The 13312-nt window shown below is 37.6% G+C and carries 12 protein-coding genes; all 12 read right to left on the bottom strand.

What is annotated here, in order from left to right:
• Nucleotide 1: 1 nt before the first annotated feature.
• The 12 genes from CI949_RS04435 to hisC all read right to left on the bottom strand — a co-directional run bounded on the left by CI949_RS04435 (nt 2) and on the right by hisC (nt 13005).
• Entirely contained in the window at nt 2–976 is a 975-nt protein-coding gene (locus tag CI949_RS04435; RefSeq protein WP_290763329.1) for an ABC transporter ATP-binding protein, read from the bottom strand.
• Nucleotides 976–2004, bottom strand: a complete 1029-nt coding sequence (locus tag CI949_RS04440; RefSeq protein WP_290763331.1) for an ABC transporter ATP-binding protein — start codon at nt 2002–2004, stop codon at nt 976–978. The genes CI949_RS04435 and CI949_RS04440 overlap by 1 nt, the downstream gene beginning before the upstream one ends.
• Before the next feature lie 14 nt (nt 2005–2018).
• Complete coding sequence (locus CI949_RS04445) at nt 2019–3125, bottom strand: ABC transporter permease (RefSeq protein WP_133531202.1); 1107 nt, start codon at nt 3123–3125, stop codon at nt 2019–2021.
• Nucleotides 3126–3143: 18 nt separating this feature from the next.
• On the bottom strand, nt 3144–4139 hold the full coding sequence (locus CI949_RS04450) for an ABC transporter permease (RefSeq protein ID WP_133531203.1): 996 nt from the start codon (nt 4137–4139) through the stop codon (nt 3144–3146).
• A 108-nt stretch (nt 4140–4247) separates the two neighbouring features.
• A complete protein-coding gene (locus CI949_RS04455; protein WP_290763335.1) occupies nt 4248–6296 on the bottom strand; it encodes an ABC transporter substrate-binding protein in 2049 nt (682 codons plus the stop codon).
• A 421-nt stretch (nt 6297–6717) separates the two neighbouring features.
• Nucleotides 6718–8217 (bottom strand): GGDEF domain-containing protein, encoded by a 1500-nt coding sequence (locus CI949_RS04460; RefSeq protein WP_290763337.1) that lies wholly within the window; start codon nt 8215–8217, stop codon nt 6718–6720.
• Between the two features lie 251 nt (nt 8218–8468).
• Nucleotides 8469–9152 carry a bifunctional phosphoribosyl-AMP cyclohydrolase/phosphoribosyl-ATP diphosphatase HisIE gene (gene hisIE, locus CI949_RS04465; RefSeq protein WP_365941435.1) on the bottom strand — a complete coding sequence of 228 codons (684 nt, stop codon included), beginning with the start codon at nt 9150–9152 and terminating at the stop codon, nt 8469–8471.
• Between the two features lie 48 nt (nt 9153–9200).
• The gene (hisF, locus tag CI949_RS04470) at nt 9201–9971 is read right to left on the bottom strand and encodes an imidazole glycerol phosphate synthase subunit HisF (RefSeq protein WP_290763340.1); all 771 of its coding nucleotides are present in this window, start codon (nt 9969–9971) and stop codon (nt 9201–9203) included.
• Nucleotides 9964–10692, bottom strand: coding sequence for a 1-(5-phosphoribosyl)-5-[(5-phosphoribosylamino)methylideneamino]imidazole-4-carboxamide isomerase (hisA, locus tag CI949_RS04475; RefSeq protein ID WP_108142460.1), 729 nt, complete (start codon nt 10690–10692; stop codon nt 9964–9966). Before hisA ends, hisF begins: the two co-directional genes overlap by 8 nt.
• Nucleotides 10693–11298 (bottom strand): imidazole glycerol phosphate synthase subunit HisH, encoded by a 606-nt coding sequence (gene hisH, locus CI949_RS04480; protein WP_108142462.1) that lies wholly within the window; start codon nt 11296–11298, stop codon nt 10693–10695. It lies immediately after the preceding gene.
• Complete coding sequence (hisB, locus tag CI949_RS04485; RefSeq protein ID WP_108142464.1) at nt 11299–11886, bottom strand: imidazoleglycerol-phosphate dehydratase HisB; 588 nt, start codon at nt 11884–11886, stop codon at nt 11299–11301. It lies immediately after the preceding gene.
• 12 nt (nt 11887–11898) lie between these two features.
• Complete coding sequence (gene hisC / locus CI949_RS04490; RefSeq protein ID WP_108142466.1) at nt 11899–13005, bottom strand: histidinol-phosphate transaminase; 1107 nt, start codon at nt 13003–13005, stop codon at nt 11899–11901.
• Nucleotides 13006–13312: the final 307 nt, after the last annotated feature.

Genomic DNA, 13312 nt, shown 5'->3' on the forward strand with positions numbered 1-13312 from the left:
TTTACTCTTCTAACAAATGACAGGCCGCAAAATGACCAGCACCATATTCCTTAAATTCTGGTTCTACCTCTGAACATTTAGCAAATGCTTTTGGACAGCGGGGATGAAATCTACAGCCTGAAGGCGGATCTACCGGTGAAGGTACATCTCCCTCAAGTACAATTCTATCCTTTTTCTTTTTCGGATCTGCCTCTGGAATTGCTGATAAAAGTGATTGAGTATAAGGATGAATAGGATTTTTAAATAGTTCCTTTTTATCAGTTAACTCAACAATTTTACCAAGATACATTACTGCTACCCGATCACTGATGTGCTTTACAACACTTAAGTCATGAGCAATAAAGAGATAAGTAAGACCGTACTCTTTCTGTAAGTCCTGCAGCAGGTTTACTACCTGAGCCTGGACTGACACATCAAGTGCAGATACCGGCTCATCAGCAATGATTAGCTTGGGATCTACTGCCAGGGCTCTGGCTACACCAATACGCTGACGCTGTCCACCACTAAATTCGTGGGGATAACGGTTCATGTATTCTTCACCAAGTCCTACATTTTCCAGAATCTCTTTTACCTTTTCATTTCTTTCCTGTTTGTTTTTGGCAAGCTTGTGAATGTCTAAAGGCTCACCAACTATATCAGCAACAGTCATCCGAGGATTTAAAGAAGCATAGGGATCCTGAAAAATAATCTGCATATCACGTCTAACTGCCCGCATTTCTTTTTTATCAAGGTCCATTATACTTTTACCATCAAAAATAACTTTACCTTCCGTTGCTTCCAGTAAGCGAAGAATTGTTCTACCAGTTGTTGACTTACCACAACCTGATTCTCCTACCAGACCGAGAGTTTCTCCTTCTTTTACTGCAAAGGAGATATCATCAACAGCTTTTACATGAGCTACTGTTCTTTTAAATACTCCTGCTTTAACCGGAAAATATTTTTTTAGATTCTTAACTTCTAATAAATTCTCAGCCATTATTTCTGAACACCTCGATCCTCATAAATTCTTTCTCCACGCTTTTTAATCTCTTCTAAATCTTCATATCTCCAGCAGCGTACTTTATGACCTGCTGCTTCCTCTAATGGTGGCTCTTCTTCAAAACACTTACCTTCAGCTAAAGGACAGCGGGTATTAAACTTACACCCTTCAGGAAAGTTAAGTGGTGAAGGAACACTACCAGGTATTGCTTCTAAACGATCTACATCCTTATCCAGTTTAGGAATTGAGTTCATCAAGCCCCAGGTATATGGATGTTTTGGATCATCAAATAAGGTATCTACATCTGTATATTCTACTACCTTACCGGCATACATTACAGCTACTCTATCTGAAACTTCAGCAATTACACCTAAATCATGGGTGATCATCATAATTGCCATACCGTAACTTTCTTTAAGTGAGTTCATTAATTCCAGAATCTGAGCCTGAATTGTTACATCTAGAGCTGTTGTCGGCTCATCAGCAATTAATAACTGGGGATCACAACTTAAAGCCATCGCGATCATAACTCGCTGACGCATACCACCTGATAACTGGTGGGGATATTCGTCTACACGCTGTTCAGGCAGCGGAATACCTACTTTCTGCAGCATATCAATTGCCTGGCGTCTGGCTTCTTTTTTATCAACTTTTTTATGAAGAATAATTGCTTCCATAATCTGATCTCCAACCGTATAAACAGGATTTAAAGAAGTCATAGGTTCCTGGAAGATCATTGAAATATCATTACCGCGAATTTTTCTCATTTCTTTTTCAGGAATTTTAGTTAAATCTCTGCTATCGAAATTAATTTCACCAGCTTCTATTCTGCCGGGAGGTGATTCTACCAGCCTCATAATTGATAAAGAGGTAACACTTTTACCACAGCCAGACTCACCTACAACACCTAAAGTTTCGCCGGGATAGATCTCAAAATCAACACCATCTACAGCCTTAACTACTCCTTCTTCTGTATAGAAATATGTTTTTAAATTCTTAACTTCTACTAATGCTTCTTGATTCAATTTATTCACCTACCTTAATTACTCTTCGGATCAAGAGCATCTCTTACTCCATCACCAAAGAAATTAATTGACAGAACAGTAAAGAAGATAAAAGCTCCCGGAATCATTATCCAGGGGTGCTGACCAATTGTCTGGATATTAGAAGCTTCCTGTAAAAGTACTCCCCAGCTGACCATAGGTGGCTGAATTCCAAGCCCCAGATAACTTAAAGTACTTTCAGCCAGGATTAAACGAGGTATTGTTAAAGTCATAACAACTATAATGTGGCTGAAGCAGTTAGGGATTACATGTTTTAAAATTGTATATAAATGATTGGCCCCTAAAGCCTGAGCTGCTTTAACAAATTCTTGTTCTCTATAGCTTAAAACGATTGCTCTAACCTCTCTAGCTAAAAATGTCCACTGAATTAGAGATAACACAACAACTATTCCGATAAAAATTAAAATCGGTGGCCAGGTTGTTGGTATAGCAGCACTTAAAGCCATCATAAGTGGTAACTGTGGAAAAAGCTGAAACATTTCTATTACCCTTTGAATAAGTAAATCAACCTTCCCTGAAAAATATCCAGATATACCCCCAATAAGAGAGCCTACAACAGCTGACAGCAAGGAACCAAAAAAGGCAATAAAGATTGAAATCCTGCTGCCGAAGATTATTCGACTTAAAATATCTCTACCTAACTTATCAGTCCCAAAAAGATGAAATGTTCCACCTTCTTCAACCCCAAATAGATGAATATTCGACTCGAAAATTCCGAATAATTCATATTCCCAACCTTCAACAAAAAACTGCAGTCTATATTTTTGATCCGGATTAATTTCAAAAGTTCTGGCCCAGGTTTCAGGATCCATTCCCTGCTCAACCCCATAAGTAAAAGGTGTTATACTGAAATCACCTTCCTCATCTATAAAATTAAGTGGTTGAGGCGGCATATAAGCACCTTCGTAATCAGGTTTTCTATAATCATAGGGACTAAAAAACGGGGCAAAAATGCTTAAGATCAAAAGCAAGATAACTATAGTTCCGCCAATCATACCCAGCTTATGTTTTTTATAACGGCGCCAGATTTTTTCTTTATTACTTAAATACTTTTTTCTTTCCTTCGCTTCTTCTTTTTTCAATGGTTACACCTCTCTCCTTTAGTTATACCTAACTCTGGGATCAACCCAGGCCAGTGCAATGTCTGCCAGTAAATTACCAATTACAAGGATTACAGCAATCATCATTAAAAAACTCCCTGCTAAATACATATCCTGATTAACTAAAGCATTATAAAATGCTGGTCCTGTTGTTGGAAGGTCAAGCACAATACTAGTAATCATTTCACCAGTAATTAAAAATGGTAAAGCAGATCCCATTGACATAACTATTGGTTTAATTGCATTTTTTACTGCATGCTTATAAATAACTGTTTTATTTTTTAAACCCTTAGCTTTAGCAGTCTGAATATACTGCAGTCCCAGTACATCTAAAAGGTTAGAGCGCATAACCCGCATATTTCTTGCAGTACCGGCAAAGCCAACTATTATTACCGGCAGCCAGAGGTGTTTGATTAAATCCCAGACCTTAGCTATACTCCAGGGAGCCATAATGTATTCATCTGAAAATAAACCGCCAACTCCCATTCCGAGTTCAAAGGAGAAAATATACATCATAAATAGAGCCAGGAAAAAAGCCGGAATTGAAACTCCCAAAAAAGCTAAAATTGTAAAAGAGTAGTCAGCAAAAGAATATTTATGAGTGGCGGAAAAAATTCCGATAAAGACCCCTGCAAAGACAGAGATGAAATGACAGAGCCCGGCAATTAAAAGTGTATATCCCATTCTACTCCAGATTACAGCAGAAACTGATTTTGAATAAAAGAATGAATAACCAAAATCGCCTTTTGTAACAATGTTTTTAATCCAGTTATAATATTGAACCAAAAAAGGCTTATCAAGACCATACTTCTGCCTCATTTCATTGGCCATTTCTTCTGCTTCTGCAGTTGTCAGGCCCGCCTGACTTGTTAACTGATTTTGATAAGATGTCATATAGTCTCCAGGTGGAAGAGTGAGAATAAAAAAGGCTATTAAACTTACTAATAAGAGCATCGGAATAGCAAGCAGAGATCTTCTAATTATATAACTAATCAATTGTTTTTCCTCCTTAAATTTTTAAAAAAATGTAAAATTTATTGTCTATAATTTAATAATAAGTTTATAATTATAGAGGGAGAATATTGCACTCCCTCTATTTTTGTTTTAATCTAAAGGTAAATGCCATGAACGTTCAATATAATCCTTTTTTGTTGGAATAGAATCAAGAAACATTGTTTCAAATTGATCTTCTTGATTTACATAAAGAATCTGAACTGGAATACTGTTAATTGTCCAGTTATACATATAGGGCGGAATATCCGGCTGCCAGTTTCTAATTCTTTTATGCAGTCCAGTACCTCTTCTTACTTCATAAACTCCTACTGTATAAACGTTTTCTGTATATAGATTTAATATTTTTTTGAACATCTCTTTTCGTTCAGCTGCATCTGCAACATAACGAGCTTCCTGCATAATCTGCTGAATCTCTTTTTCAAAATCAAGTAGATCTCTCTTGCCACCAGAACCTGCATAGTGCCAGTCAGGAGAATTATTTCTGAATGGTCCAAAAAGCTCCATCTGAATAAATGGAATTGCAGAATCAAGACGGTTAAAGTACATTTCAAAGTCTCCGCCTCCAACTTTAGTGGCAACATTATTAGCAGAAACCAATCTTACTTTTAAGTCAATTCCAACTTCCCTAAACATTGGCTGTACAGCTTCAGCTGCATTTATACTTGCCTGCTGATCCTGATTGATCATCATCTCAATTACCAGTTCATCTCCAGCTATTTTGCTGTCTTCAGGCCAGTTTAAAATACCGTCACCATTTGTGTCTTCAAAACCAAGTGAGGCCAATTTTTCTTTTGCAGTTTCGGGATTATATTCGTATTTAACCACACTATTTTGATCATAATAGGATGATCCGCTTGGATATCCTCCATGCCAGGCCTGAGTTAGAGGACCAGGGAAAGCAACATTTGCTATTGCATCTCTGCTTATACTGTGAGAAACCGCTTCTCTAAAAGCTTTTTCTCTAAATAATTCTCTCAGCTCTGCATCTCGATCATTTTCTACACTTAAATAACGGGAAAGATTCATTGAAATATGATAACCAATTCCAAATGGTCCAAATTCAATTTTAAATGGTGCATCTTCCTCTAATGAAGCCTGTCTAACCATACTGAATGTTTGAGGATTTTCTAGATTTGTTCTGTCAGCCGAACCTCCAATTAAATTCATAGTTCTAATATCACCAGATTCAACCTCATTAAAACGAACCTCACTTAAATATGGCAGCTGATTACCTTCTTCATCTACCTGCCAGTAGTATGGATTGCGAACCATTACCAGCTGTTGTCCTGCTTCATATTTTGTAGGAACCCAGGGACCTAAAGTAACTAAAGGTAAATCATCAGGTGGAGTTGCATTTACAAAATCATCATAGGATGCATCTTCATTATAATCAGGATGAAAATTCTTGTAGACATGTTTTGGTGAAACAGCGAAATCTAAATAATCCATATTATAAAAGGCATGAACAGGCTTTTCTATTCCAAAATGCCACTTAATTGTATAATCATCAACTTTTTCTAATTCAGTCTGCTGACCACCATATACCCAGGCCTCTTTACTACCAAAGGTTGGGATGTTGTCATTTAAAATTAAATCATTATAAGTAAATAATACATCATCAGCAGTAAATAGCTCTCCATCAGACCATTTTATTCCCTCTAATAAATTCATTGTTAAAGTTTTTCCATCTGCTGACCATTCCCAGCCAGTTACAAGATTTGGTAATGGATCAGGTTGTTCCAGCATCCACATTGGGCCGGAAACTAATAGAGATTCCTGTACTATCTGATTAATTCCAAACCAGCCCTGAGTTTTCTGAGCTCCCCAGTTCCAACTGGCAACAGGTACGGCAAAAGTATCACGCCAGACACCACCATATTCTCCAACTCCGTCAGCCATTATATTGGATTTCACCACTCTTGGTACTTTTGGCAGACGTTCTTCAACCGGTGGCAGTTCACCAGAATCTACAAGAACTTTTAGTTCCGGAGCTTCACTGTATGAATCTAAACTTTGATTAACCCACATTTCCTCTTTTGAAAACTGACCAGCAAATTTCTTCTCCTCTGCGCCAACAACTACAGTGGATAAAACAATAATTAGTGAAATAAATATTACTAATGATTTCTTATTAAACATTTTTTCCTCCTTTAGATTTTTGGCCTATTACTTACTTAAAAATTCAAAATATTTTGTTCCCAAAAATTTATCACTCTCCCCTGGCTGAACTTATAATCTTATAAACTTATTATTCTAATTTTTTGCTTCTCTAATTTAATAATTCAAGACTTAATTGAAAACTCCTTCTTTTTTCATGAAATTTTTTTAGTTTTTTTCATGAAAACTTATGAAATATTTTTATATTAGCTATATCAAGGCAAAAAAAATCCCTTAAGTGCTTATTTAAAAGCACTTAAGGGAAACTCTATAATATATTTATTCAAATTAAAATTGGTGTTTGAATTTTATAATTTAATTACATTTTATATAATTCTCTAAAATCTATTAAATAAAAAAGGCAGATTTCTCCGCCTTTTTAAACTATATACTACTTTTTTATCTAATTTTTTTCAATATCAATATCTTTTCTCTTAGCTTTATACATTGCAGCATCAGCATTTTTAATTAACACTTCTAAATCTTTACTGTCTTCAGGATAAAAACTAACACCTGCACTAATACTAATAGAAATTTCTTTGCTATCTACAAAAAGTGGTTTTTTTAGGTCTCTAACTAGTCGTTTTGTCACTTTGATGACCTTATCTTTGGAACTCAGATCAGACAGAGCAATCACAAATTCATCTCCACCCATACGCGCCTTTAAATCATCAGCTTTTAGACTGTTCTCCATTCTGGAAGCAATACTTTTTAAAACTCTATCTCCCATATCATGCCCATAATTATCATTTATTTCTTTAAATTCATCAATATCAATAAAAATAATTCCGATATTATTTCCTGAAAAATCAGCTTTCTCCTTCAACTTTTTAAACTCTTCTACAAAGTATTTTCGATTTGCCAGTCCGGTTAGTTTATCGTGATAGGCCTGGTGCTCAAACTTTTTTAATAAGTAAACTACAATAGCTATAAAACCAGCAAAAAGCGCTGCCAGTAAAACTATATTTACTGCAAATAATTTTCTATGTCCAATTATTTCTGACTGCATTATCTGATCATTATATACTATTCCCACCACATAAGAATTCCAGCCCTGCTCATTTTCGTCGTCACTTACTAAAGCCGGGAAAAAGCGATAACTGTGCTGAATTTCCTCTATATTCCGGGAATTTTCCTGCAGAGAATTATTAATTACTGCCTGTCTTGCTAATCCTTCTTCAAATTCTGGCACATCAGGATTTAAATAGGGTTTTTTACTATTCCTTAGTTTAGCTACCTGGTGGTTAATTGGCTCCACACTGTAAAAAGCAATATCTTCTACAAGCTCATATTCTGATGTTAAAGCTGCTGCCTCTTTAAACAGGTTTAAACTCTGAAAGGAGGGATATTGATCTTCAATGCTGACACTGAGCTCAAATAAATACTGATTATCCGGACTCGGCATATAGCTGTACTTTTTTATCTCGCCAGCCTGAGTTGAAATATCGATTCGATCAACCTCAAATTCACTGCCTGTCATTCGTTCTCGCAAAACTGTGGCAAAACTGCCAAATTTAGAAAAATCAAGACCAAGATCTTCCTGATAGGTAGTTTTGATAATTTTTAAATCCCGGTTAACGATATAAATATCATATCCTGAGAAATTCTGCTGCATCTCTTCTAAATCCCAGCTATTGACATCTGGATTATCCCGGTATTTTTCCACCATCAGCTCAGAATACTCTCGCATCTCAGCGTTCAACTGCTGCTCGGCAATTTTATAGGCATCATTGATATAATTTACTGTCTGAATAATATTTTTCTCAACCAGCTGCTGCTGACTGTTATATTTGTCTTCTACTACTTCTCTAATGTTGGTGTATTGAGTTGAAAATATATAAATCATGATCAGGGCCAGCAGTATAATTATTATGTACTTAAATTTGCTCAACAATTTTTCCAATCTAGTCCCTCCTAAAAGCGGTACTGCACAGAATTTTCTCCTTTAGCATCAACAAGTTCAGCAAAAATTAACCCAACTGTTTTACTATATTATAGCATAAAATCTTTAAAAAGGCACTAATAAAAAAATAAGGTACCGGTTACTTGGATATTTCATCCAAATGTCCGGTACCTTATGTGAAAGTATTCTTTTTAACCAGGTCCAAAACGGCCGTTTTGGACCTGGTTCATATAAGTTGGTACGTATAATTTTTACTTATGCCTCTTTTTAAGTTCTGCTCTTATCTGGTCGGGAGTGATGCCCCTTTCGGCAAGCAAGACCAGCATATGATAAACTAGATCTGCTGATTCGTAAATCAGCTCATCATCTGGCTCATTTTTGGAGGCAATTATCACCTCGGCTGATTCCTCTCCGACTTTCTTTAAAATCTTATCAATACCCTCTTCAAAGAGATAAGTTGTATAAGATCCTTCCGGCATTTCTTCTTTGCGGCTCAAAATTAGATCATAGAGAAAATCAACTACTTTTTCGGTTTCGAACTCTGATTCTATCTTTTGAGCCTGCTGCTGCATTTCCATCATTTCTTCAGCTCTAGCATCAGTGTCTTCTGCAATTTTGCGGTAAAAGCAGGAAGTTTTGCCTGTATGGCAGGCTGGTCCGGCTGGATCGACCAAAAATAAAATTGTATCCTGATCACAGTCATAATAAATTTCTTTTATTTCCTGGGTATTACCAGAAGTCTCTCCTTTATGCCATATTTCCTGACGGGAGCGGCTGTAAAAAACTGTTTCTCCTTTTTCTAAACTCAGATTAAGAGATTCCTCATTAACATAAGCAACCATCAGTACATCCTTAGTCTGATAATCCTGAACGACAGCAGGCATTAAACCCTGCTGATTAAATTTAAAGTCTATCTCTTCTAATTTATCAATTATTTCGAGCACTAAATCACCCTGTCCTTTCTTCGCTACAAGCTTCAAAATTTATTTTTCTTCAATCCTGACTGGAACTTCAGCTTTTTCGAGCTCCGCCTTAACATCTTTAATTGCAATTTCTCCAAAGTGAAAAATTGAGGCTGCCAGTGCTGCATCAGCACCTGTTTTTTTAAAAACATCTATAAAATGCTGAATACTGCCTGCTCCTCCGGAAGCAATAACTGGAATGTTGACTGTATCAGTCACCGCCTGCAGCATCTCCAGGTCAAAACCTTCTTTGGTTCCATCAGCATTGATGCTGGTCAGGAGGATTTCTCCTGCCCCCAGACTTTCTAATTCTTTGACCCATTCAATTAGATCGATTCCGGTCTCTTTACTGCCGCCGTGGATAAATATTTCCCAGCCCTCTCCTGATTCTCTTTTTGCTGCATCAACTGCTCCAACTATACACTGGGAGCCAAATTTAAGCGCACCCTCTCGCACTAATTCTGAATTTTTAACTGCAGCTGAATTTACTGAAACCTTATCTGCTCCCGCCCGGAGAATAAACTGCATATCTTCTACAGTTCTGATTCCTCCACCAACTGTCAGCGGAATAAAAACCTGAGCTGCTACCTTTTCTACCAGCTCGGCCAGAGTTTTACGTTTTTCTTTGGTTGCAGTAATATCTAAAAAAACTAACTCATCTGCCCCCAGATCATTATATTCTTTGGCTGACTCTACCGGATCTCCGGCATCTCTTAATTCAACAAAATTTACACCTTTAACTACCCTGCCGTCTTTAATATCCAGGCAGGGGATAATTCTTTTTTTAAGCATCTTTTTCACCCAGCTTTTTTAAGACTTCTTTTAGATCAACTTTTCCCTGATAAATCGCCTGACCGGTAATTGCTCCGTAAAAATTATCTGCTGCCAGGTCATATAAATCCTGATTGGAACTGATTCCTCCGGAGGCAATTATCTTCAGCTCAGTTTCTTCCTTTAGCCTGCTTAAACCTTTAAAATCTGGTCCGCTGAGCATGCCGTCCCGGCCGATATCGGTATACAAAATATATTTAACCCCGAGGGCTTCCATCTCTCTGGCAAAATCCAGCATATCTCTCTCACTTGCCTCAAGCCAGCCAGAAGTGGCAACTTTACCATCGCGAGCATCGATGCTAACTAAAATACTTTCTGCTCCAAATTCTTCAATCATCTCTGCCAGCAGCTCGGGATCTTTAACAGCCAGGGTTCCAATTATGGCTCTTTTTACCCCAATCTCTAAAAGCCGCCTGACATCTTCTTTTTTGCGAATCCCACCACCAGTCTGAATTTTGAGCTCAGTTTCAGCTGCAATTTTTTTGATTACTGCGTAGTTCTGACTTTCTCCTGCAGCTGCTCCATCCAAGTCAACTAGATGCAGCCACTCGGCACCTTTGGCGGCAAAATCTTCTGCCACGGCCAGTGGGTCCTGACTGTAGACTGTTTTACGATCAAAATCACCCTGTTTGAGCCTGACTACCTCACCTGATTTCAAATCGATTGCCGGTAATACTATCATCTATAACAACTCCCTAAAATTCTGCAAAAGTTGAATTCCATTATCCCCGCTTTTTTCCGGGTGAAACTGAAAAGCAATTACATTATCTTTTCTGATCACTGCCGGTACAGTAGATCCATAACCAACTGCAGCTAAAACCTCATCTGTAACTTCTGCCAGCTGATAGGAATGAACAAAATAAAAATGAGGATTTTCAGGTAAATCTTTAAATAAAGGATCATCCTTTATTATCTCCAGCTGATTCCAGCCCATATGGGGAACCTTGTACTCAGTCTCCATTTTGATAATATCGCCTTTAAGCAGGCCCAGGCCGGCAGTCTTTTGATCCTCAAATCCACACTCAAATAAAAGCTGCATTCCCAGACAGACACCCAAAAATGGCTTACCAGTGGCTACAAATTTTTCTATAAAATCAACAAAATTATTTTCTTTTAACCTCTTCATTGCTCCGGGGAAGGCTCCTACTCCGGGAAGCACCAGCCCATCATATTTAGCTAGCTCTTCAACTTTTCCTTCTTCTAAGATAACCGTCTCTTCCCCCACAAACTCCAGTGCTTTTTGAATACTGTTTAAATTTCCAGCTCCATAATCAATTATCGCAATCACTTAGAGCACACCCTTTGTGGAAGGTATTTTATCTGATTCAATTTTAACTGCATCTTTAAGAGCTCTGGCCAGAGCCTTAAAAACCGCCTCAATCTGATGGTGACAGTTATCACCATGCAAAATTTCTAAGTGGAGGGTAATCCCCGCATTAAAGGCAAAAGCCCGCATAAACTCTACTACCATCTCCGAAGGAAAATCTCCAACCATTTCTCTTGTAAAGGGAAGATCTGTATATAAATAAGGACGGCCGCTGATATCAACTACCGCTCTGACCAGTGTTTCATCCAGAGGTACTAGTGCACTGCTGAAGCGGCTGATTCCCTTTTTGTCACCCAGAGCTTTGGCAAAAGCTTTGCCGAGAGCTATTCCAGTATCTTCAATACTGTGGTGCTGATCAATGTGAAGGTCACCCTTGACCGAAAGCTCCAGGTCAATATTACCGTGGCGGGCAATCTGGTCTAACATGTGGTCAAAAAAGCCAACCCCGGTTTTAATATCACTTCTGCCTTCTCCATCCAGATTCACACTGGCAATTATCTCTGTTTCTTTAGTTTTTCGCTGTTCAACTGCTACCCGATCTCTACTCATTATAAATCACTCCTAATTTTGCTGCTTAAATTCTGCAAAAGCTGCAAGCACAGCCTCATTTTCTTCGCTGCTGCCAACCGTTATTCTCAATGCCGCCGGTTCTTTACTGTAAGATCTAATTTTAATTCCCCGGCTGTTTAAAATCTTTTTAAATTCTAAAGTCTTTTCTCCCTCTATGTATAAAAAATTGGCCATTGAAGGATAGAGCTGCCAGCCCTGAAAAGAGTTCAGCTTCTGATAAAGCTTCTGCCGCTCAGCTTTGATAAATTCAATTCTTTCTTTTATAATATCATCATTTTCAATGATTAGACAAGCCAGCAGATCTGTCAGACTGTTTAAATTATATGGTTTTAGGACTTTTTTGAGTTCTTCAACCAGCAGCTGATTACCGTAGAGATAGCCAAAACGAATCCCGGCCAGGCCAAATGCTTTGGAAAAAGTTCTAGTTACTGCCAGGTTGGGATAATTTTCTACCTCAGGCATCAGATCAAAATCATTAAAATCAGCATAAGCTTCATCGACTATCAGCGGGCCAGCAAAATAATCAGCCAGTTTTAAGATCAGCTCCCGCGGAATAATCTCTCCAGTTGGATTATTGGGAGAACAGAGAAAAATCAGTTTTGGCCCCAGTTTGTCAATTTTAGCCTTTAAATTTTCAAAATTAAAATTCTTATCCAGAGGTACTTCCACATACTGACCCCCACTTAATTCTGTAAAATACTGATACATCGAAAAAGTTGGAGCCTGAGAAAGTACTACATCTCCTGGCTCGACAAAACTTCTGATTAAAATATCAAGGATTTCATCAGAACCATTACCGATAATTATTTCTTCAGTACTGACCGATTTCGCTAACTCTCTGCTGAGGTAGGAAGCCAGCTTCTGCTGCAGCCTCTCCGAATAAATCTCAGGATAGCGGTTAATATCGTGCTGGTCAAATTCTGCTTTAAACTTATCTTTAATTTCCTGGGGCAGGTCAAAGGGAGATTCGTTTCCTGATAAATTAATCTTCACCTCAAAATTATCCTTTTCTCCCTGATAAGGAGAAATTGCCCTGACTTCAGGCCGCAACAGATCTTTTAGACTTTTTTCCTTCTTATTTAAATTATTACTGTTCATTTTTTCCTCCTTTAATGATAAATATCATCATTAGTCGTTTGTATAATGTCTAAGGCCCGAAATAACAGGGCTCATGACATAAATTTTTGGTGACTTCCTCCTTAAGATATGGTATAATATAGTTAGAAATACTAAAAATACCACACACTAAAAGGAGGAAATCATAATGTCTTTTAATTCTAAAAAGCAATTGTCTTTCGGTGATCTTTATGAACAGGCCAAAGATTGGGCTCAAAATGATAAACCTCAATTCCTTGAAATGCTCGATCAATATCTTGATTTATCTGAATTTATTCCTGCCAGTTTC

Source organism: Halanaerobium sp. (assembly GCF_003070835.1).

What these genes read in the sequence shown, in the direction of transcription:
- CI949_RS04435 (WP_290763329.1), bottom strand. Translation starts at nt 976, where the DNA reads ATGGCTGAGAATTTATTAGAAGTTAAGAATCTAAAAAAATATTTTCCG.
- CI949_RS04455 (WP_290763335.1), bottom strand. Translation starts at nt 6,296, where the DNA reads ATGTTTAATAAGAAATCATTAGTAATATTTATTTCACTAATTATTGTT.
- hisF (WP_290763340.1), bottom strand. Translation starts at nt 9,971, where the DNA reads ATGCTTAAAAAAAGAATTATCCCCTGCCTGGATATTAAAGACGGCAGG.
- hisA (WP_108142460.1), bottom strand. Translation starts at nt 10,692, where the DNA reads ATGATAGTATTACCGGCAATCGATTTGAAATCAGGTGAGGTAGTCAGG.
- hisB (WP_108142464.1), bottom strand. Translation starts at nt 11,886, where the DNA reads ATGAGTAGAGATCGGGTAGCAGTTGAACAGCGAAAAACTAAAGAAACA.
- hisC (WP_108142466.1), bottom strand. Translation starts at nt 13,005, where the DNA reads ATGAACAGTAATAATTTAAATAAGAAGGAAAAAAGTCTAAAAGATCTG.